Annotated in this window: 16 protein-coding genes; 11 read left to right on the forward strand and 5 right to left on the reverse strand. The window is 70.1% G+C overall.

All coding sequences use genetic code 11. From position 1 onward, the window contains the following. Nucleotide 1: 1 nt before the first annotated feature. The 3 genes from PUR53_RS21470 to PUR53_RS21480 all read left to right on the forward strand — a co-directional run bounded on the left by PUR53_RS21470 (nucleotide 2) and on the right by PUR53_RS21480 (nucleotide 4327). Entirely contained in the window at nucleotides 2–928 is a 927-nt protein-coding gene (locus PUR53_RS21470; protein WP_329898896.1) for a carbohydrate ABC transporter permease, read from the forward strand. Between the two features lie 8 nt (nucleotides 929–936). Continuing rightward, nucleotides 937–1752, forward strand: a complete 816-nt coding sequence (locus tag PUR53_RS21475; RefSeq protein WP_329898952.1) for a carbohydrate ABC transporter permease — start codon at nucleotides 937–939, stop codon at nucleotides 1750–1752. Nucleotides 1753–1852: 100 nt separating this feature from the next. Beyond that, nucleotides 1853–4327, forward strand: coding sequence for a carbohydrate-binding protein (locus tag PUR53_RS21480; RefSeq protein WP_329909328.1), 2475 nt, complete (start codon nucleotides 1853–1855; stop codon nucleotides 4325–4327). Nucleotides 4328–4405: 78 nt separating this feature from the next. Here PUR53_RS21480 and PUR53_RS21485 read toward each other — a convergent pair whose 3' ends face one another. The 4 genes from PUR53_RS21485 to PUR53_RS21500 form a co-directional block, all read right to left on the reverse strand. Next, complete coding sequence (locus tag PUR53_RS21485) at nucleotides 4406–5593, reverse strand: sulfotransferase family protein (RefSeq protein WP_329909329.1); 1188 nt, start codon at nucleotides 5591–5593, stop codon at nucleotides 4406–4408. A 157-nt stretch (nucleotides 5594–5750) separates the two neighbouring features. Beyond that, entirely contained in the window at nucleotides 5751–6770 is a 1020-nt protein-coding gene (locus PUR53_RS21490; RefSeq protein ID WP_329898953.1) for an AI-2E family transporter, read from the reverse strand. A 374-nt stretch (nucleotides 6771–7144) separates the two neighbouring features. Further along, the gene (locus PUR53_RS21495; RefSeq protein ID WP_329909330.1) at nucleotides 7145–9196 is read right to left on the reverse strand and encodes a glycoside hydrolase family 31 protein; all 2052 of its coding nucleotides are present in this window, start codon (nucleotides 9194–9196) and stop codon (nucleotides 7145–7147) included. A 171-nt stretch (nucleotides 9197–9367) separates the two neighbouring features. Continuing rightward, nucleotides 9368–10381: a LacI family DNA-binding transcriptional regulator gene (locus PUR53_RS21500; RefSeq protein ID WP_329898900.1), complete on the reverse strand. Its 1014-nt coding sequence runs from the start codon at nucleotides 10379–10381 to the stop codon at nucleotides 9368–9370. 312 nt (nucleotides 10382–10693) lie between these two features. Between PUR53_RS21500 and PUR53_RS21505 the strand changes: the two genes are divergently transcribed. From PUR53_RS21505 to PUR53_RS21515, 3 genes are all read left to right on the forward strand, one after another. Further along, nucleotides 10694–11503, forward strand: coding sequence for a GH12 family glycosyl hydrolase domain-containing protein (locus tag PUR53_RS21505; RefSeq protein ID WP_329898901.1), 810 nt, complete (start codon nucleotides 10694–10696; stop codon nucleotides 11501–11503). Between the two features lie 122 nt (nucleotides 11504–11625). Further along, nucleotides 11626–13566, forward strand: a complete 1941-nt coding sequence (locus tag PUR53_RS21510; protein ID WP_329898902.1) for an acyl-CoA dehydrogenase family protein — start codon at nucleotides 11626–11628, stop codon at nucleotides 13564–13566. A gap of 151 nt (nucleotides 13567–13717) precedes the next feature. After that, nucleotides 13718–14344, forward strand: a complete 627-nt coding sequence (locus tag PUR53_RS21515) for a DUF6368 family protein (RefSeq protein ID WP_329898903.1) — start codon at nucleotides 13718–13720, stop codon at nucleotides 14342–14344. Nucleotides 14345–14364: 20 nt separating this feature from the next. Here the strand turns inward: PUR53_RS21515 and PUR53_RS21520 are convergent, their stop codons facing one another. Beyond that, entirely contained in the window at nucleotides 14365–14820 is a 456-nt protein-coding gene (locus PUR53_RS21520) for a lamin tail domain-containing protein (RefSeq protein WP_329898904.1), read from the reverse strand. 191 nt (nucleotides 14821–15011) lie between these two features. On the opposite strand from PUR53_RS21520, the gene dxr reads away from it, so the two are divergent. The 5 genes from dxr to PUR53_RS21545 all read left to right on the forward strand — a co-directional run bounded on the left by dxr (nucleotide 15012) and on the right by PUR53_RS21545 (nucleotide 20630). Beyond that, a complete protein-coding gene (gene dxr / locus PUR53_RS21525; RefSeq protein WP_329898905.1) occupies nucleotides 15012–16295 on the forward strand; it encodes a 1-deoxy-D-xylulose-5-phosphate reductoisomerase in 1284 nt (427 codons plus the stop codon). Beyond that, nucleotides 16292–17596, forward strand: coding sequence for a M50 family metallopeptidase (locus PUR53_RS21530; RefSeq protein ID WP_329898906.1), 1305 nt, complete (start codon nucleotides 16292–16294; stop codon nucleotides 17594–17596). Before dxr ends, PUR53_RS21530 begins: the two co-directional genes overlap by 4 nt. A gap of 157 nt (nucleotides 17597–17753) precedes the next feature. Continuing rightward, on the forward strand, nucleotides 17754–18911 hold the full coding sequence (gene ispG / locus PUR53_RS21535; protein ID WP_239757556.1) for a flavodoxin-dependent (E)-4-hydroxy-3-methylbut-2-enyl-diphosphate synthase: 1158 nt from the start codon (nucleotides 17754–17756) through the stop codon (nucleotides 18909–18911). A gap of 190 nt (nucleotides 18912–19101) precedes the next feature. Continuing rightward, a complete protein-coding gene (locus tag PUR53_RS21540; protein WP_329898907.1) occupies nucleotides 19102–19956 on the forward strand; it encodes a GNAT family N-acetyltransferase in 855 nt (284 codons plus the stop codon). A 143-nt stretch (nucleotides 19957–20099) separates the two neighbouring features. Then, nucleotides 20100–20630 (forward strand): GNAT family N-acetyltransferase, encoded by a 531-nt coding sequence (locus PUR53_RS21545; protein ID WP_329898908.1) that lies wholly within the window; start codon nucleotides 20100–20102, stop codon nucleotides 20628–20630. The last annotated feature ends 72 nt before the right edge of the window (nucleotides 20631–20702 follow it).

A 20702-nucleotide genomic window follows, 5' to 3' on the forward strand; every position in this document is an offset into this window, starting at 1 on the left:
CATGGCGGACACAGTCGTACGCAGCGCGCGCAAGCAGGCCCCCGCGCCAGGCGCATCCAAGGGCGTGGGGCGGCTGCCCCGCGCCGCCGTGCACCACCCCTGGTGGTTCGCGCTCCCCGCGATCGTCGTCTTCGCGGGCTTCTTCCTGGTGCCCAACCTGCTCAACTTCTACTACCCGTTCACCAACTGGTCCTCCTACCACCCGGACATCGCCTTCACCGGCCTCGACAACTTCACGACCGTCGCCGACGACGGCACCCTGGTCCGCGCGATCCGCACCACCCTGCTGTACGCGCTGCTCGCGGCCGTCTTCCAGAACGTCTTCGGGCTGGTGCTGGCGCTGCTGCTGGAGGACGACACCCGCTTCAACCGGTTCTTCCGTGCCGTCTTCTTCCTGCCGGTGCTCATCTCGGCCCTCGCCACGGGCTATGTCTTCCAGGCGCTCCTCGACCAGGACGGCGCCGTCAACTCGACGCTCGGCACGGACATCCCCTGGCTGGGCTCGACGACCTGGACGCTCGTGATCGTCACCCTCATCCATGGCTGGAAGTGGATGGGCCTGTCGATGCTGATCTATCTGGCGGGCCTGAAGGGCATCCCGGGCGACATGCTCGAAGCCGCCCGGATGGACGGGGCCGGGCCCTGGCGAACGTTCTGGTCGGTGCGCTGGCCGATGCTCGCCCCGGCCCTCACCTTCAACGTCACCACGGCGCTCATCGGTTCGATGAACACCTTCGACATCGTGCAGGCCACCACCGGCGGTGGTCCGGCCGCCTCCACCGAGGTCTTCAACATCTACATGTTCCGGATCTTCGGCCAGGGCCTGTACGCACAGGCCTCGGCGATGAGTCTCGTCCTCTTCCTGATCGTGGTGGCCGTCGCGATTCCGCTGGTCATCGGGTTGCGCCGAAGGGAGCAGCTGCTGTGAGCGCGGTGATGTGGCGCTACGGCCGCCCGGCCCTCGTCCTCCTGCTCGCCGGGCTCGCCGTCGGCGTCCCCCTATGGCTGGTCCTCGTCACCTCCGCCAAGCCGCAGGCGGAGGCCATTAAGCCGAACCTGGACCCGCCGGCGCACTGGCAGCCGCGCGCCAACTACGAGGACGCCGTCGCCCAGGGCGAGATGCTGCGCGGCCTGCTCAACTCCCTGCTGGTCGTGGTCCCTTCGGTGGTCCTCGTGCTGATCCTCGGCGCGGGCGCCGCCTGGGTCTTCGCCCGCCGCAAGTCGAAGCTGGTCTCGGCGGCGTACGCGCTGTGCATCAGCGGACTGCTGCTGCCGCCCGCGGTCATCACCGTCGTGATGGAGCTGCGGCAGCTCGGCCTGGCGGGCACCCGGCCCGGAATGATCGCCGTCTACACCGGGATGTACCTCTCCACCTCGATCTTCTTCATGACGGGCTTCATCCGCGCCATCCCGATGGAGCTGGAGGAGGCGGCCCGGATCGACGGGGCGAAGCCGCTGCGGATCTTCGCGCGGATCGTCCTCCCGCTGCTGCGGCCGGTCATCGCCACCGCGACGATCATGGTGATGCTCTACGCCTGGAGCGACATCTTCTACGCCTTTTTCGTCCTCGGCGGCGGCGACCGGGCCACCCTCCCGCTCAACCTCTACAAGGTCGCGAGCGCCCAGCTCTACCTCAACAACTGGCATCTCGTCTTCGCGTACGTCGTGGTGATGAGCCTGCCCATGGTCGCCGTCTTCCTCGTCGGCCAGCGAAAGATCGTGTCCGGAATCACCAGTGGAGCCGTCAAATGACCGGAGGTCCAGCAGCGTGAGCCCCCACACCGGTACGAGCACCCCCATGCGAGCCCGTACCAGAACCGCCCTGGTCACAGCACTACTTGGAGTCACCGCCATGGCAGGCAGCACCCTCCCCGCCACCGGATCGGCAGCGGCAGCGGCCGCCGACCCGCAGCGCCTCACCGTCGACCTCTCGGCCTCCGAGGGCCCGGTGATGCGCGGCGCCAACGGCGCGCTGTACGGGCTCAGCGACGACGGGGTGCCCAGCGACGCGGCCCTCGCACCGCTGAAGATCACCAGCATCTCGCAGAAGCCGGAGGGCGGCGCCCAGCACCCCAACGGCGACGCGCTCACCGTCTCCAAGTCGTTCTTCCGCAACGGCGGGGGCGAGATCAACGTGATGATGCAGGACATCTACGCCAAGTGGCCCTACGAGGACCTCGGCATCGACGACTACCTCCCCAAGGTCGACAAGATCGTCAAGGAGGTGTCGGCGGACCCGAACGGCGACCGTTTCGTCTACATCCCGTTCAACGAGCCCGACCAGATCTGGTACAAGCTCGATGTCGCCGACCAGGCCCAGTACGAGATCAACCGCGACCGCTTCTTCCGCGACTGGAAGACGGTCTACCAGCGCATCCGCGCCATCGACCCCGACGCCCGGATCGCCGGCCCCAACGAGGCCGCCTACCACAACCGCCTGCTCAAGGACTTCCTCGCCTTCGCCAAGCGCGAGAACGTCCTGCCCCAGGTGATGACCTGGCACGAGCTGGGCTCCGGCTCCCTGCGCGACTTCCAGGGCCACTACGACGACTACCGCGCCCTGGAGCGGGCAGCGGGCATCGCCCCGCTGAAGATCAACATCGACGAGTACGCCAACCGCCGCGACCTCTCCGTCCCCGGCCAACTCGTCCAGTGGGTCTCGATGTTCGAGCGCAACAAGGTGTACGCCAACCAGGCCTACTGGGACGCGGCCGGCAACATGGACGGCAATGTCGTCCGCTCCAACATCCCCAACGGCGGCTGGTGGTTCTTCCGCTGGTACGCGGGCCTGACCGGGAACACCGTCAAGGTCACCCCGCCGCAGGCCAACACCGTCGACACCCTCCAGGGCCTTGCCTCCCTCGACACCTCCCGCCGCCAGGCCCAGGTCCTGCTGGGCGGCTCCGCCGGTGACACGGACGTCGTGGTCCGGAAGGTCCCCCGCTCCCTTTTCGGACGCACGGTCAGCGCGACCGTCGCCGAGGCCGCCTGGTCCGGCTACGAGGGCCAGCACGCCACCCCGCGCGTCCTGACCCGGACGAAGGTGCGGATCGCGGACGACGGCACGGTCACCGTCCCGCTGCGCGGCCTGCACAAGATGTCGGCCTACCGCGTCGTCCTCACCCCGGGCGGCACCGGCACCCCGACCACGCCCTCCGTCCCCTGGACCGCCTCCTACGAGGCCGAGGACGCCGCCATCACCGACGGCAAGGTCTACACCCAGGGCACGGTGAGCAACGCCAACGGCTACGCCGCCTCCGGCACCAAGGACGTCGGCTCGCTCAACCAGCCCGGCAGCAAGGTCGACTTCACCGTGTCGGTCCCCAAGGACGGCACGTACGACCTGGCGATCCTGTACGGCAACCAGTCCGGGACCCCGGCCACCCAGAAACTGAGCGTCGACGGCGGCGAACCGGTCACGGTCACCTACCCCTCCACGGAGAACTGGACCTACCGCGCCAAGAAGGACCTCACCGTCCGACTCTCGGCGGGCACCCACCGGTTGACGCTGGCCAAGGGCGACACCGAGGTCACCCTCGACCGGATCGACCTCACCGCCCGCACCGCCGAACCCGCCGCCTCCTACGAGGCCACGCTCGCCGACGTCAGCGGGAAGCCGTCGTACGACTACTCCTCCTCGGCCGGTGTCGGCACCGGCGCGCTCGTGCTGCGCTCCGGCGACAAGGCGGTCTTCGACGTGTACGCCCCGCGCGACGGCTACTACCGGGTGGTGCCCCGGGCGTCGGCGCCCGTGCGGCTCGCCCTGCACGGCCAGTCGGTGGCGGCGGTGCCCGACCGGCCGCTGCGGCTCTACCTGGTCGCGGGCAACAACCGGATCACCGCGACCGCCAAGCACACCGCCGTCCGCGCCCTCGACGTCACGGGCGCCGGCTCGACCACCGGGACCCTGACCTACGAGGGCGCCACGGCCACGCTCGCCGGCGGGGCCAAGCTCGTCGACTCCGCGTACGCCACGGCCGGTTCGTACATCGGCTGGCTCGGCAACAGCGCGGACAGCACGGCCGAGTTCACGGTGAACGCCCCCACCTCGGGCCGCTACGTCCTGGTCGTCCACTACGCGCACAACGACCGCCGCGACAACGGCCACGCCTACAACACCGACATCATGTCCCGCACGGCGGACATCACGGTCGGGGACGGTGAACCGCGCACGGTCACCTTCAAGAACACCTGGAGCTGGGACGACTACTGGACCGTGGGCGTCCCCGTCGACCTGAGGAAGGGGGCCAACAAGGTGACCTTCGGCAACGCGGGCGCCTGGGCGCCGAACATCGACCGGATCGAGGTGGGCCGGGTCGTGGGCTAGGACGCACACCCGACCTCGGCTTCCGGTGGGGGAGCGGCTTCCCCGTCCGGTGGCCGAGGTCCGGCGCGTCCAGGGGCCTCAGGCCCGGTCGACCTCGGCCCGCAGTGCGTTGTACTCCGTGAACTCGGCCTCGACGCCCGCGCGGGTCAGGCCGTAGCGGGCCAGGTCGTAGCGGTGCGGCCGGCTGCCCTTGGCGTGGGTGGCGGCCTCCGGGAGCCGGGCGGCGTCGGCCTCGGTCCAGCGGGCGCCGATGGCCTCGTACAGCTTCGGGGCGCCCGCGGCCGGGTCGGTGCCGAGCGAGGAGTACGGCACGTCCACCACCGCCTCGCGGGGGAGGTCGGCCCGGGCGGCGAGGCCCCGCCGTACCGACCGGCTCAGCAGGTCCAGCCAGGTGGCGCCGAGGTGGTGCGGGTCGACCGTGCGGCGGGAGAGGACCATGCCCACCTCGACCAGGCTGCAGAACGAGGCGACGGCGGTCACCGGATCACGGTGCGTCCACACCAGCGTGGCGTCCGGGAACACGGAGAACAGGGCGTCGAGGTTGCCGGTGTGGAAGGGGGACTTCAGGATCCAGCGGCGGCGCGGGCGTCCGTACTGGAGCACCTGGAACGCCTGCTTGAGGTGGCGGTAGTCGGGGACGAAGTCCCGCTCGAAGTGCCAGGCGTGGTAGCCCGGCAGCTGCGCCTGGGACAGCGGCACCAGGGCGTGCGGCAGCAGGAACGTGTCCTCCTCGGGGCCCTCGGCGGTCATGGGGTGGATCTCACGGAAGCGCGGAGCGAGCCGATGGGTGCCGTCGAGCATCCGGCGCGCCGACGTGATCGCCTTCCGCCGCTGCTCGGGCGACGGTTCGAGGCCCGGAGCGAGCAACTCCCACAGCCGTGGGCAGCGATGGTCGTCCGAGAGGGAGAGGACGCCGTGGGTGAGCGTGGTGGCCGTGCGCGGCAGCCCCACCACGAACACCGGGCGCTCGACGGGTTCCTCCTCGATGGCCGGGTTCTCGGCGATCAGCCGCCGGATCCGGGCCCGGTTGGTGAGATGTCGGCGCACATGGGCCTGCGCCGACTGCCAGCCGACCGGGGACAGGCCCGGGTCCCGCGCCCACTGGCGCAGCAGGAACCGGAAGCCGTCCACGAAGTCCTCCTCACCCTCCGCCCACCCGGCCCGGTCGAGGATCCGTGCGAGGACCCGGTCCGGATCGCGACGGGAACGGAGCGTGGGCCGGAGTAACAGGTTGGCCAGGGCGAGGGCCGACGGCGTGGAGGGCACAGGCGGTGTCCTTTCCGGGGGAGCGACGGACGGCGCGCGCCTCGTCGCACCGGCTGGGACCCCCAGCATAAACGGGGAGTGGTCCCCGGTACGTGTCGGCGTGCATACGCCGACGGTCCCGGTGCCCGCCGCGGGCCCCGGGACCGTCACCTCAGGCCTACTCCGCCGGGACCGTGGCCCCCTGCCCGTCCCCGTACCGCGCCCGCAGCTCCGACAGCACTCCGGTGGCCGCCGCGACGAGCGGCACCGCCAGCAGCATGCCGAGGATGCCGGCGATGGACGCCCCCGCCGTCAGGGCCAGCAGGATCGCCGCCGGATGCATCTGCACGGTCCGGCTGTGGATCATCGGCTGCAGCACGTTTCCCTCGATCAGCTGCACCGCGAAGACGACCCCGACCGCCCACAGCGCCGTCACCAGGCCCCGGTCCGCGAACGCGACGAGGATCGCCACCGCGCCGGAGAGGAACGCGCCGAGATACGGGATGTACGCGCCGACGAACACCAGCGCGCCGAGCCCCACGGCGCCCGGCACCTGAAGGATCAGCAGGCCGATGGCGATCAGGGCACCGTCGATGAAGGCGATGAGCGTCGTCCCGCGCATATAGCCCTCGATCGCCCGGAACGCGCGCCGGGCCATGACCTCCAGGGTGTCCCCGGTGCCGCGCGGCGCGAGCGAGTGCAGGGACGCGACGGCCTTGTCGGAGTCCCGCAGGAAGAAGAACATCAGCAGCATCGCCAGGACCGCGCTGGCCACGAACCCACCGACCGCGCTGACCCCGGTGAGCACCCCGGAGGCGGCGGTGCCGCCGAACTTCGACAGCAGCTCCTTGGCGTTCTTCGCGAGGTCGTCCAACGACGTCCCCGCCAGCCCGAACTCCTCGCTGAGCGACTTCGCCGCGTCCCTGAGCGAGGAGATGATCTGGTCACCGGTGTCGATCAGCGCGGCCACCACGATGTACGCGGCCCCGCCCATCACCACGAGCACGGCCGCGCAGGTCAGCCCGGCGGCGAGGGACTTGTTGAACCGCATCGCCACCAGCCGCCGGTACAGCGGGCCGAGCAACGCCGTGCCCAGCAGCGCGATCAGCAGGGGCGTGACCGCCGTCTGGAACGTCACACAGATCCACACGGCCACGTACACGACACCCGTCACCAGCAGGGTGAGCGCGCTCCACACCGCGATGTGCCGCGCCGGCCCCGGCAGGAATCCCCGGGGCGCGACCGGCTCCGAGGGCGCCGCCACCGCCCGCGGCGCCTCCACGTACCCCCCGCGCCCGTCGTATCCGCCGTATCCGCCGGTGGTACGTATCGTCGTACGCGTCCGATGAACCGGTCTGCGCGCAGGCCCGCCCCCACGACCGCGCCGTCCCCCGCGCACTGCGCCGGAGTCTCCCGTACGGCTGCTCATCCTCTGTCATCTCCACTCACTCGGGGGTCGCGCACACCCCCTGAGGATCATGGGATGGCCGTGGCGCCATAGCGTAGACCGGGGTCGCCAGGGCGCCGTCGACGGCGTCGCCCCCTCACGCAACCGCCCCCACCACAGGCCCGCTACCCGGCGATCGGCAAGGACACCCCGTCCCGCAGGAACACCGGGATCCGCTCCAGCGGAGCATCCACGGTCACGGCCGTACCCCCCTCGTACGTCTCCCCGGTCCACGCATCCGTCCACCGTGCCCCCGCCGGAAGGTAGGCCGTCCATCGCCGCGCCCCCGCCTCCAGCACCGGCGCCACCAGCACGTCCCGCCCGAACAGATACGCGTCGTCCACGGACCAGGCCCGCTCGTCCTCGGGGAACTCCAGGAACAGCGGCCGCATCACCGGCAGCCCCTCCTCGTGGGCCTCCCGCATCACCCGCAGCACATACGGCTTCAACCGCTCCCGCAGCCGCAGGTACGCCTCCAGGATCGCCCCGGCCTCCTCCCCGTACGACCACACCTCGTTGGGCCCGCCGGTCATGTCCGGCCCCAGCGGCATCCCGGGCTCCCGGAACCCGTGCAGCCGCATCAGCGGCGAGAACGCCCCGAACTGGAACCAGCGGACCATCACCTCCCGGTACGCCGGATCGTCGGGGTCGCCCCCGTGGAAGCCGCCGATGTCCGTGTTCCACCACGGGATGCCGGACAACGCCGTGTTGAGCCCCGCCGCGATCTGTCGCCGCAGGGTCGGGAAGTCGGTCCCGATGTCACCGGACCACAGCGCGGCCCCCCACCGCTGACTGCCCGCCCACGCCGAACGGTTCAGGGAGACGATCTCCTCCTCGCCGGCCGCCCGCAGCCCCTCGTAGAAGGTGCGCGCGCTCTCGGCCGGATAGATGTTGCCGACCTCCAGACCGGGCCCCGCCCAGTACCGCAGGTTCTCCTGGAAGCCCGGCTTGAGCTCCGGCTCGCAGGCGTCCAGCCAGAACGCGTTGATGCCGTACCGGTCCAGGTAGTTCTCCTTCACCCGCGACCACACGAACTCCCGGGCCTCGGGGTTCGTCGCGTCGTAGAAGGCGACCTGGACCGTCGACGCGACCTCCTTGTCCGGCCAGTCGGCGTGCGCCATCGGGCCGTACTGCGTCCCGATGAAGTACCCGCGCTGCTCCATCACGGGGTGGTTCTCGCTCAGCGGCGACACCGAAGGCCACACGGACACCACCAACTTGATGCCCAGCTCGTCCAGTTCACGGACCATGGCCGCCGGATCGGGCCACTCGTTCAGGTCGAACTTCCACTCGCCCAGATGCGTCCAGTGGAAGAAGTCGCACACGATGACGTCGATGGGCAGGCCCCGCCGCTTGTACTCCCGCGCCACCGCGAGGAGTTCGTCCTGGGTGCGGTAGCGCAGCTTGCACTGCCAGAACCCGGCCGCCCACTGGGGCAGCATCGGCGTACGGCCCGTCGCCGCGCTGTAGCGGCGCTGCGCGGCGGCCGGATCGCCCGCGGTGATCCAGTAGTCGATCTGCCGGGCCGAGTCCGCGACCCAGCGGGTGCCGTTCCCGGCCAGCTCGACGCGGCCGATCGCCGGGTTGTTCCACAGCAGCGTGTAGCCGCGGCTGGAGGTCAGCACCGGGATGCCGACCTCCGCGTTGCGCTGCACCAGGTCCAGCACCAGCCCCTTCTGGTCGAGCCGTCCGTGCTGGTGCTGCCCGAGGCCGTACAGCTTCTCGTCGTCGTACGCGGCGAACCGCTGCTCCAGGCGGTGGTAGCCGTTGCCGACGGCCGTGTAGAGGCGCGGGCCGGGCCACCAGAAGTGGGCGCGGGCCTCCGACAACAGCTCGCTTCCGTCGGCCGTACGGCTGTAGCGGACCAGACCCTCCGCGTTCACCTCGACGGTGAGCGCGCCGACGGTCAGCCGCCCCAGCCCGTCCTCGATCTTGATGCTGCTCTCGGTGGACTCGGCCTCGTCGAGCAGCGCGCCCGGAAGTCCGTCGAGCACCGGGCCACCGAGGCGGGCGCGGACCCGGACCGCGTCCGGGCCCCAGGGCTCGATCCGCAGGGTCTCCTGACGTCCGCTCCACTCCAGGGCACCGTCCCGCTCACGGAACGTGCCGACGGTGGGGGAGGACTGGGCGAGGCTGACCGCACCCGTCGGGGTCTGGTTCTCGGCAGGCTGATTCACGAGAGGTCTCCTGGAAGGGAGGAGTGAAGGAAGGCGGGTGGAGAGCGAGAAGCGAAAGGGGGAGAAGGGGGAGAAGGGGGGACGAGGAGAGGGGGCCGTACGGCGGCTTCCGTACGGCGCGGTCGGTGGGCGGTGGCCTGTGTACGGCCCCGGCTCGTGTACGACGTCGGCTCAGCCGGTGTGGGACAGCGGCCCCGTGCTCGCGCGGACCGTCAACTCGGGGGCGAGGAGCACCACTTCGTCGGTGTCCCGGCCCTCCAGCTTGGCGACCAGCTGCTCCACGGCCCGGCGGCCCATCTCCTGGGCGGGGATGGCCACGGACGTCAGCCGCACCGAGGCCTGCACGGCGACCTGGTCCGGGCAGACCGCGATCACCGAGACGTCCTCCGGCACCGCGCGCCCCTGCTGCCGCAACAGCGCGAGCAGCGGCTCCACCGCGGACTCGTTCTGCACGACGATCCCCGTGGTGCCGGGCCGTTCGTCGAAGATCCGGGCCAGGGTCGCGGCCATCGCGTCGTAGCCGCCCTCGCAGGGGCGGTGCAGGACGCGCAGGCCCAACTCCCGCGCACGGGAGCGCAGTCCGTCGAGGGTGCGCTCGGCGAACCCGGTGTGCCGTTCGTACACCGCGGGGGCCTCGCCGATGACCGCGATGTCGCGGTGGCCAAGCATCGCCAGGTGCTCCACGCAGAGCGCGCCCGTCGCCCCGAAGTCGAGGTCGACGCAGGTCAGACCGCTGGTGTCGGCCGGCAGTCCGATGAGTACCGACGGCTGGTCGGTGCCGCGCAGCAGCGGCAGCCGCTCGTCGTCGAGTTCCACGTCCATCAGGATCATCGCGTCGGCGAGCCCGCTGCCCGTGACCCGTCGCACCGCGTCCGGGCCCTCCTCACCGGTGAGCAGCAGCACGTCGTAGCCGTACGTACGAGCCGTGGTGGCCACCGCGATGGCGATCTCCATCATCACCGGTACGTACATGTCGGTACGCAGCGGGACCATCAGGGCGACGATGTTCGACTTGTTGCTCGCCAGGGCGCGGGCCCCCGCGTTCGGGTGGTAGCCGAGCTCCTGGATGCTCCGTTCGACCCGCTGCCGGGTGCCGACGGAGATGGACCGCTTGCCGCTGAGGACATAGCTCACCGTGCTCGCCGAGACTCCGGCGTGCTGGGCGACCTCGGCGAGGGTGACCATCCAGCTCTCCAAGCGTGTTTAAGCGCTTCGACTGCGCGTTGTTTCTGAACCGGGCGTGTGAGGGTGGCTCGACAGTAGCTCGGCGGTGGGTGGGTGTCCATAGGTTGTCGAAGCGCTTCGATTATTCGCCGTGCGCCTGAGGGATGGTGGGGGTGTGTGGGGTGGCGGTTGCGGGTCCGTGGGGCTTCTCGCGCAGTTCCCCGCGCCCTTGCAGGGCGCTCTTGGCGCCCCCAGTTTAGGACTCGGCGGCAACTTCAGGAGGGTCCGGCGGCGACCAGCACCCGTAACCGCACCGCCCCCGGAAGGAACCCCATGCAACACCGTCGCCCCCGCCTGACCCGTACCGCCAAGATCGGCGCGGCCGTCGTCACCGCTCTCGCGGTCGGGGCCTCCGTGACCGTCGCGATGGCGGGGGAGGAGGCCAAGAAGTGCACGGACTTCGACACGATCACGCTCGGCAAGTACTACGTGAACAACAACGTCTGGAACCGCGAGAAGGCCACCGGCACCCAGTGCGTCTGGGACAACTCCCACTCGGGCTCGACGATCTCGTGGGGCACCAGCTACAGCCTGGCCAACAGCGGCGCCGGCAAGGACTACGACGTGAAGTCGTACGCGAGCAGCGTGCTCGGCTGGCACTGGGGCTGGAAGGTCGACAAGGCGGCCACCCAGCTGCCCGTCCGGGTCGGCGACCGCAAGCCGGTGCGGACCAGCTGGGAGTTCTCGGTCAGCTCCAACCCCGGCACCATGAACGTCGCCTACGACCTGTGGCTGCACTCCAAGAACACCGCCGACTGGCAGGACCAGCCCACCGACGAGGTCATGATCTGGCTCAACCGGCAGGGCGGCGCGGGCCCCCTCGGCACCAAGTACGGCAGCGTCAGCCTCGGCGGGGCCATGTGGGACATCTACACCGGTGACATCGGCTGGAAGGTGTTCTCCTTCGTCCGCCGCACCAACACCAGCAAGGCGACCCTGAACCTCGACGACTTCACCCAGGCACTCGTCCGCCGCAAGCTGCTGAGCAACGACAAGTACGTCTCCGGCATCGAGGCGGGCACCGAGGTCTTCAAGGGAACCGGGCGCCTGGACACGAAGGCGTACTCGGTGAACATCGGCTGAGTGCGGACGCGAGGGGTGGCGGGGTCACCCCGGATCGGGTACCAACGATCGAGTAGCACCCATCGGTAACCATTCAGGTACCCATCCGGTACAAGATCCCGATTCGCGGCGAGGTGAGCCTCATGTCCGCCCCACCCCTCAAGAAGCCCGTCGTCACCGAACGTGAGGCCCGCCAGGTGGCGGAGGCCGCCCGGGAGCAGGCCTGGCGCAAGCCCAGTTTCGCCAAGGAACTGTTCCTCGGCCGCTTCCGCCTCGACCTCATCCACCCCCACCCGCTCCCCACGGACGAGGCCGTCCGGCGCGGCGAGCAGTTCCTGACCAAGCTCCGCGCGTTCTGCGAGACCAAGGTCGACGGGGCGCTGATCGAGCGCGAGGCCCGGATCCCCGACGAGGTGATCAACGGCCTCAAGGAACTCGGCGCCCTCGGCATGAAGATCGACCCCAAGTACGGCGGTCTCGGCCTCACCCAGGTGTACTACAACAAGGCGCTGGCCCTGGTCGGGTCGGCCAGCCCGGCCATCGGCGTCCTGCTCTCGGCGCATCAGTCGATCGGCGTACCGCAGCCGCTGAAACTGTTCGGCACCCCCGAGCAGAAGGAGAAGTTCCTCCCGCGCTGTGCCCGCACCGACATCAGCGCCTTCCTCCTCACCGAGCCCGACGTCGGCTCCGACCCCGCCCGGCTGGCCACCTCGGCGGTCCCCGACGGCGACGACTACATCCTCGACGGCGTGAAGCTGTGGACGACGAACGGCGTGGTCGCCGACCTCCTGGTCGTCATGGCACGCGTCCCCAAGTCCGAGGGGCACAAGGGCGGCATCACCGCCTTCGTCGTGGAGACCGACTCGCCGGGTGTCACCGTCGAGAACCGCAACGCCTTCATGGGCCTGCGCGGCATCGAGAACGGCGTCACCCGCTTCCACCAGGTCCGGGTCCCCGCCGCGAACCGCATCGGCCCCGAGGGCGCGGGCCTGAAGATCGCCCTCACCACCCTCAACACGGGCCGCCTCTCGCTGCCGGCGTCCTGTGTGGCCGCCGGCAAGTGGTGTCTGAAGATCGCCCGCGAGTGGTCGGCGGCCCGTGAGCAGTGGGGCAAGCCGGTCGCCCATCACGAGGCGGTCGGCCAGAAGATCTCCTTCATCGCGGCGACCACCTTCGCCCTCGAAGCCGTCCTGGACCTCTCCTCCCAGATGGCCGACGAGGACCGCAACGACATCCGTATCGAGGGCGCCCTCGCGAAGCTGTTCGCCTCCGAGATGGGCTGGAAGATCGCCGACGAGCTGGTCCAGATCCGCGGCGGCCGGGGCTTCGAGACCGCGGACTCCCTCCGGGCGCGCGGCGAACGGGCCGTCCCCGCCGAGCAGATCCTGCGCGACCTGCGCATCAACCGGATCTTCGAGGGCTCCACGGAGATCATGCACCTGCTGATCGCCCGCGAGGCCGTCGACGCCCACCTCACCGTGGCCGGCGACCTCATCGACCCGGAGAAGTCCCTCTCCGACAAGGCGAAGGCGGGCGCGAACGCGGGCGTCTTCTACGCCAAGTGGCTGCCCAAGCTGGTCGCAGGTCCCGGCCAACTCCCGCGCACCTACGGCGACTTCCACCCAGCGGGCCACCCCGACCTGGCCACGCACCTGCGCTATGTCGAACGGAGCGCCCGCAAGCTGGCCCGCTCCACGTTCTACGCCATGTCCCGCTGGCAGGGCCGGATGGAGACCAAGCAGGGCTTCCTGGGCCGGATCGTCGACATCGGCGCGGAACTCTTCGCGATGAGCGCGGCCGTCGTCCGGGCGGAACTGCTGCGCACCACCACCGACCACGGCCGCGAGGCCTACCAACTGGCCGACACCTTCTGCCGCCAGTCCCGCATCCGCGTCGAGGAACTCTTCGGCCGCCTGTGGACCAACACCGACGACATCGACCACAAGGTCGTCAAGGGCGTCCTCGGCGGCGCCTACACATGGCTGGAGCAGGGCGTGATCGACCCGTCAGGCGAGGGCCCGTGGATCGCGGACGCGACCCCGGGCGAAAGCGAGAAGGAGAACGTCCACCGCCGCATCCGCTGACCCCGGACACCGCCCCTGAAGACCGGCCCGCAGGGCCGTCTTCAGGGGCGCGGGGCTGTGTCGATACGCGGCTCCGCCGCGTCGGCGTGCCCAGCCCCTACGGCGCCGCACCCGCCCGACACCGGACCGCGGCACCCCCTAGGCTCCCAGCATGTCTGGTCCGACGTTGGTGATCGATGTGGCGGAGCCGCTCTCCCCGGCTCAGCTGCGGGAGTTCCGCGCGTTGATGGTGAGGCTCTCCACCCACTTCGTGGAGAAGCGGCCCGGGTTCTTCGACGTCAACGTGCCCGCGGAGCGACTGGGCGTCGAGGACAGGCGAGAGGAGGACTGGCGAAAGCCGTTCCCGCTTCCCCTCCTCGGCAACGCCTCCGCGGACGAGGAGCTCACGGCCCTGGTGGGGTTCAATCCGCAGCGCGAGGACTGGGGCCGGCCCTTCTTGGTCTACTTGATGGGGCCGGGCGTCGGCGATGAGAGCACCTTCGAGGCTGAGCACGCGGACGAGCCCGAGGTGGAGGCCGTCCTCGGCTTCAGGCCGACTCATGCCGTCAATGTCAGCGCCTGCTGCAATCGCGAGATCGACCACGTGGCCACGGCTCTGCTGACCGCCGCTGTCATGGACGTCATCGGGGGCGTGGCCAAAGCCGAGTTGCTGGACGGGCAGGAGTCGGTCGTCGCCGGCCTTCCAGGGGTGTTGGGGTTCGCGGACTGGATGGCGCTGGGAACGGCGGAGTTCCTGCGGGCCTGGGTCAGGCACCCCGCCTTCCGGCTGGTCAAGTAGCCCGGACGCTGTCCTCGTCCCTAGCAGTACTTGTCGCTGGCGTCCCGGGTCGTCCACGAGCAGGAATCCACCGTCGACCCGTTCGACTTCGTCAGCTTCGCCGTGTCGCTGGTGTTGTTCCAGACGTAGGCCTTGCGGTTCTGGTACTTGGTCGCGGTCGTGTCCGTGCCCGACCCCGTGCGGACCTTGATGTACTTCTTCGCCCCGATCTTGATGTTCGGGAACGTGTACTTGTGGTTGTCGAGGTCCTTCAGCACCCAGCCCTTGAGCGAGATCGCCGACGAACTCGTGTTCTTGATCTGCACCCACTCGCCGTTGTACTGCGCGTTCGTCCGCGTGTCCTTGCCGGGACTGTCGAAGTACACGCGGTAGATGATCACCCCGCCCGCCGCTTCGGCCGGGCTGCTCAGCAGCGTGCCGGTCAGGGCCACCGCTCCGGCGAGCGCGGGCAGGGCAGCGCGTATGCGCTTGTGCATGGATCCCCCCAGGGTCCTCGTTCAGATCGGTTGATCGGACAATCGGATCAACCGGTCAGAAGTCATATCACCCCTTCTTCACGCGTGCTTCACAAACGGAGAAACAGCCCCGTCAATCACAGACGGCACGAAGCGGGTCATCAGGGGGACGCGCGGTCCTGACGGGCACCGGATGCGGCCACAATGGGGGGATGAGCGACAGTCCAGCCCCTCTCGCCGATCCGCATCTCGTCTACGACCCGGTCGACGGCGTACGGGACGTAGTGATCCTCGGATCGACCGGATCGATCGGCACCCAGGCCATCGACCTCGTCCTGCGCAACCCGGACCGCTTCCGCGTCACCGGGCTCTCCGCCGCCGGAGGGCGGGTGGAGCTGCTGGCCGAGCAGGCACACCGCCTGCGGGTGCGGACCGTCGCCGTCGCCCGCGAGGACGCCGTACCGGCCCTGCGCGAGGCCCTGACCACGGCGTACGGCACCGCCGAGCCGCTGCCCGAGATCCTCGCCGGCCCGGACGCCGCCACCCACCTCGCCGCCTCCGACTGCCACACCGTGCTCAACGGCATCACCGGCTCCATCGGCCTCGCCCCGACCCTTGCCGCCCTGGAAGCCGGCCGCACCCTCGCGCTCGCCAACAAGGAGTCGCTCATCGTCGGCGGCCCGCTGGTGAAGGCCGTGGCGAAGCCGGGTCAGATCATCCCGGTCGACTCCGAGCACGCCGCCCTCTTCCAGGCCCTCGCCTCCGGCACCCGGGCCGACGTACGCAAACTCGTCGTCACCGCCTCCGGGGGCCCTTTCCGCGGCCGTACGAAGGCGGAACTGGCCGACGTGACACCCGCCGACGCGCTCGCGCACCCCACCTGGGCCATGGGCCCGGTCATCACCGTGAACTCCGCGACCCTCGTCAACAAGGGCCTGGAGGTCATCGAGGCGCACCTCCTCTACGACATTCCCTTCGACCGCATTGAGGTCGTCGTGCACCCCCAGTCGTATGTCCACTCGATGGTTGAGTTCACGGACGGATCGACGATGGCCCAGGCGACGCCCCCCGACATGCGCGGTCCCATCGCCATCGGCCTCGGCTGGCCGCAGCGCGTCCCCGACGCCGCGCCCGCCTTCGACTGGACCAAGGCGTCCACCTGGGAGTTCTTCCCCCTCGACAACGAAGCGTTCCCGTCCGTCGGGCTCGCCCGGCACGTGGGAGAGCTCGCGGGCACCGCCCCGGCGGTGTTCAATGCGGCGAACGAGGAGTGCGTCGACGCGTTCCTGCACGGCGGTCTCCGGTTCGACGCGATCATGGAGACCGTCACACGGGTCGTCGAGGAGCACGGCACCCCCGCGGCGGGAACTTCCCTCACCGTGGCGGACGTCCTCGAAGCGGAGACCTGGGCGCGAGCCAGGGCCCGTGAGCTGACCACATCGACCATCTCGACCGGCAAACCCACCGAGCGGACGACCGCGGAGGCCCGTGCATGACGACCCTGATGTTCATCCTCGGCATAGTGGTCTTCGTGATCGGCCTGGCGTTCTCGATCGCGTGGCACGAGCTGGGCCACTTCTCGACCGCCAAGCTCTTCGGCGTCCGCGTGCCCCAGTTCATGGTGGGCTTCGGACCCACCCTCTGGTCGAAGAAGAAGGGCGAGACCGAGTACGGCGTCAAGGCGATCCCGCTCGGCGGCTACATTCGCATGATCGGCATGATCCCGCCCGGCGAGGACGGCCGGATCGAGAGCCGCTCGACCTCCCCGTGGCGCGTGATGATCGAGGACGCCCGCGCGGCCTCCTTCGAGGAGCTGCAGCCCGGCGACGAGAAGCGCCTCTTCTACACGCGCAAGCCGTGGAAGCGCGTGATCGTGATGTTCGCCGGCCCCTTCATGAACCTGGTCCTGGCCGTCGTGATCTTCGTCGGCGTGATGATGACGTTCGGCGCGCAGACCCAGACGACCACGGTCAGCAAGGTCTCCGACTGCGTCATCGAGGCCAGCGAGAACCGCTCCAAGTGCCGGACCGGCGACGAGGAGGCCCCCGCCAAGGCCGCGGGCCTGAAGCCGGGCGACAAGATCGTCGCGTTCAACGGCGAGCCCGTCGACGACTGGGCCGCCCTGCAGTCCGACATCCGCTCCAACCCCGGCGAGCAGGTCACCGTCACCGTCGACCGTGACGGCAAGCAGCTCGACCTCACCGCCACCCTGGTGAAGAACCAGGTCAGCAAGACCGACGGCAACGGCGGCTACGTCGCGGACAAGTACGTCTCCGCCGGCTGGTTCGGCTTCACCCCCGCCTCCGGCATCGTCCCGCTCTCCTTCGGCGAGTCGGTCGACCGCATGGGCGACATGATGGAGAACGGCGTCGAGTCCCTGCTCGCCCTGCCCTCCAAGGTCCCCGCCCTGTGGGACGCCACCTTCGGCGACGGCGAGCGCGAGGCCGACTCCCCCATGGGCGTGGTCGGCGCGGCCCGCGTCGGCGGCGAGATCTTCACCATGGACATCCCCGCCACCCAGCAGCTCGCCAGCTTCCTCATCCTGCTGGCCGGCTTCAACCTCTCCCTCTTCCTGTTCAACATGCTCCCGCTCCTGCCGCTCGACGGCGGCCACATCGCGGGCGCCCTGTGGGAGTCGCTGCGCCGCAACGCGGCCAAGGTGCTCCGCCGGCCCGACCCCGGCCCGTTCGACGTGGCGAAGCTGATGCCCGTCGCCTACGTCGTGGCCGGCATCTTCGTCTGCTTCACCCTCCTGGTCCTGATCGCGGACCTCGTGAACCCGGTGCGCATCTCGTAGTCATCCGACGTTCACGGCGGCCGGGCACACTCACGCGGTGGAGCCCGGCCGCCGGACGGTGATGTGCCCGCGCCCACGCCCGTGCCGTAATCTCGAAGCCTGGAGCCCGCCCTTACCGGGACCCGATCCTGATCCACAACTTGGGGTTGCACAGCAGATGACTGCGATTTCTCTCGGCATGCCGTCCGTTCCGACCAAGCTCGCCGAGCGCCGCAAGAGCCGGCAGATCCAGGTCGGGTCCGTGGCCGTCGGTGGAGACGCCCCGGTGTCGGTCCAGTCGATGACCACCACCCGTACGTCGGACATCGGCGCCACGCTGCAGCAGATCGCCGAGCTGACGGCCTCCGGCTGCCAGATCGTCCGGGTCGCCTGCCCGACGCAGGACGACGCCGACGCCCTCCCGGTGATCGCCAAGAAGTCGCAGATCCCGGTCATCGCCGACATCCACTTCCAGCCGAAGTACGTCTTCGCCGCGATCGAGGCCGGCTGCGCCGCCGTCCGCGTCAACCCGGGCAACATCAAGCAGTTCGACGACAAGGTCAAGGAGATCGCCCAGGCGGCGAACGACCACGGCACCCCGATCCGCATCGGCGTCAACGCGGGCTCCCTCGACCGTCGCCTCCTCCAGAAGTACGGCAAGGCCACCCCCGAGGCGCTCGTCGAGTCCGCCCTCTGGGAGGCCTCCCTCTTCGAGGAGCACGGCTTCCGCGACATCAAGATCTCGGTCAAGCACAACGACCCGGTCGTCATGGTCAACGCCTACCGCCAGCTCGCCGCCCAGTGCGACTACCCCCTCCACCTCGGCGTCACCGAGGCGGGCCCCGCCTTCCAGGGCACCATCAAGTCGGCGGTGGCCTTCGGCGCGCTCCTCTCCGAGGGCATCGGCGACACCATCCGCGTCTCCCTCTCGGCCCCGCCGGTCGAGGAGATCAAGGTCGGCAACCAGATCCTGGAGTCGCTGAACCTCAAGCCGCGCCGCCTCGAGATCGTCTCCTGCCCCTCCTGCGGCCGCGCCCAGGTCGACGTCTACAAGCTCGCCGAAGAGGTCACCGCCGGCCTCACCGGCATGGAGGTCCCCCTCCGCGTCGCCGTCATGGGCTGCGTCGTCAACGGCCCCGGCGAGGCCCGCGAGGCCGACCTCGGCGTCGCCTCCGGCAACGGCAAGGGCCAGATCTTCGTCAAGGGCGAGGTCATCAAGACCGTCCCCGAGTCCAAGATCGTCGAGACCCTCATCGAGGAAGCGATGAAGATCGCCGAACAGATGGAAGCAGACGGAGTCACGTCGGGCGAACCGACGGTGGCGGTAGCGGGCTGAGGGGCCGCAGGCCCCCTCGGGGGCGCGGGGAACTGCGCAACAAGCCACGACGCACCCGCACCCGCCTAAGCGCAGTAGCCCCCGAGCTACCAGGCGCCCCCGGCCGCGGCGCAGCCGCAGGACGCCCCGCCACAGCCCGGCAGGGTATCGTGCGGAGACCAGCGCAGACCCCAGGGTGAGGCCCCCGCACGTGTTGACCCAGACCACCACCAGGGTCCTCGAACCGAGTGACCTGGACGCCGCACTCGCCGTCCTGGACCGAGACCCCGTCGCGAACGCCTTCGTGACCTCCCGCGTCCAGGTCGCCGGGCTGGACCCGTGGCGGCTGGGCGGCGAGATGTGGGGCTGGTACGAGGACGGCGCCCTGACCTCCCTCTGCTACGCCGGCGCCAACCTCGTCCCCATCTGCGCCACCCCCCGCGCCGTGCGCGCCTTCGCCGACCGCGCCCGCCGGGCCGGCCGCCGCTGCTCCTCGGTCGTCGGCCCCGCCGAACCCACCGCCCAGCTCTGGCGCCTCCTCGAACCCAGCTGGGGCCCGGCCCGTGAGGTCCGCTCGCACCAGCCCCTCATGGTCACCGACCGGCTGCCCGACCCCGCCGAGGTCACACCCGACCCGTACGTCCGCCGGATCCGCAAGGACGAGATGGACACGATCATGCCGGCGTGCGTCGCGATGTTCACCGAGGAGGTGGGCGTCTCCCCGCTGGCCGGCGACGGCGGACTCCTCTACCAGGCCCGGGTCGCCGAACTCGTGGGCTCCGGCCGCTCGTTCGCCCGCCTCGACGCCGACGGCCGCGTCGCCTTCAAGGCCGAGATCGGCGCCGCCACCCCAAAGGCCTGCCAGATCCAGGGCGTCTGGGTCGCCCCCGAGTACCGGGGCCAGGGCCTCGCGGCCCCCGGCATGGCAGCGGTCCTCCGCTACGCCCTCGCCGACGTGGCCCCGTTGGTCAGCCTGTACGTCAACGACTTCAACACGGCGGCGCGGCGCACGTACCAGAGGGTGGGCTTCCAAGAGGTGGGCGCGTTCATGAGCGTGCTGTTCTGAGCGATCGGCCAAGGAGGCTCAACGGCTCAACCACTGAGCGCCGGGCAAGGAACGCGCCCTGAAGGGGCGCGGGGAACTGCGCGACCAGCCACATCCCGCCCGCGCCCCGCAGACAACCCGAACCCCCCTGTAGCATCCGCAACATGGACCTCGTCATCGGCCCCTTGGACCTCTCCGCCCACGTAGACGAGGCCCTAGCCGTACAAGCCGTAGCCTTCGGCCTGGGCCCGGACGAGGTGGCCGTCCGCCGCCAGATCGTCCTCCGTCACATGACGTACCCGGGAGCGAGGGCACTCGGCGCCACGTCCGAAGGGCGGCTCGTCGGCTTCGTCTACGGCATGCCCAACGACCGCACCCACTGGTGGTCCACCGTCGTCGAGCCCTACCTCCGCGCCCTCGGCCACGACCACTGGCTGGACGACTCCTTCGTCATCACCGAACTGCACGTCCACCCCCGCCACCAGAACCACGGCATCGGCCGCGCCCTCATCACCACCATCACCGACAGCGCCGTCGAACCCCGTTCGATCCTCTCCGCGATCGACGTCGACAGCCCGGCCCGCGGCCTCTACCACTCCCTCGGCTACACCGACCTGGCCCGCCGGGTCGTCTTCCCCAGCGCTCCCAAGCCGTACGCGGTGATGGGCGCCGCCCTGCCCCTGCGCCGCAGGTAGCCGACCCGCCACCCCCTCACCGCCACCACCGGATTTCCACGGGCCCCCGCCCCCCGGCTAACCTCCTGCCAT

Origin of the sequence: Streptomyces sp. SP18BB07 (assembly GCF_036322545.1) — a bacterium.
GTDB classification, from domain to species: Bacteria; Actinomycetota; Actinomycetes; order Streptomycetales; family Streptomycetaceae; genus Streptomyces; species Streptomyces deccanensis.

Excerpts from the sequence above, each read along its gene's own strand:
- dxr (WP_329898905.1), top strand. The coding sequence starts at position 15,012 with ATGAGCGACAGTCCAGCCCCTCTCGCCGATCCGCATCTCGTCTACGAC.
- PUR53_RS21500 (WP_329898900.1), bottom strand. The coding sequence starts at position 10,381 with ATGGTCACCCTCGCCGAGGTCGCCCAGCACGCCGGAGTCTCGGCGAGC.
- PUR53_RS21480 (WP_329909328.1), top strand. The coding sequence starts at position 1,853 with ATGGCAGGCAGCACCCTCCCCGCCACCGGATCGGCAGCGGCAGCGGCC.
- ispG (WP_239757556.1), top strand. The coding sequence starts at position 17,754 with ATGACTGCGATTTCTCTCGGCATGCCGTCCGTTCCGACCAAGCTCGCC.
- PUR53_RS21470 (WP_329898896.1), top strand. The coding sequence starts at position 2 with ATGGCGGACACAGTCGTACGCAGCGCGCGCAAGCAGGCCCCCGCGCCA.
- PUR53_RS21510 (WP_329898902.1), top strand. The coding sequence starts at position 11,626 with ATGTCCGCCCCACCCCTCAAGAAGCCCGTCGTCACCGAACGTGAGGCC.
- PUR53_RS21515 (WP_329898903.1), top strand. The coding sequence starts at position 13,718 with ATGTCTGGTCCGACGTTGGTGATCGATGTGGCGGAGCCGCTCTCCCCG.
- PUR53_RS21520 (WP_329898904.1), bottom strand. The coding sequence starts at position 14,820 with ATGCACAAGCGCATACGCGCTGCCCTGCCCGCGCTCGCCGGAGCGGTG.
- PUR53_RS21530 (WP_329898906.1), top strand. The coding sequence starts at position 16,292 with ATGACGACCCTGATGTTCATCCTCGGCATAGTGGTCTTCGTGATCGGC.
- PUR53_RS21545 (WP_329898908.1), top strand. The coding sequence starts at position 20,100 with ATGGACCTCGTCATCGGCCCCTTGGACCTCTCCGCCCACGTAGACGAG.
- PUR53_RS21475 (WP_329898952.1), top strand. The coding sequence starts at position 937 with ATGTGGCGCTACGGCCGCCCGGCCCTCGTCCTCCTGCTCGCCGGGCTC.
- PUR53_RS21505 (WP_329898901.1), top strand. The coding sequence starts at position 10,694 with ATGCAACACCGTCGCCCCCGCCTGACCCGTACCGCCAAGATCGGCGCG.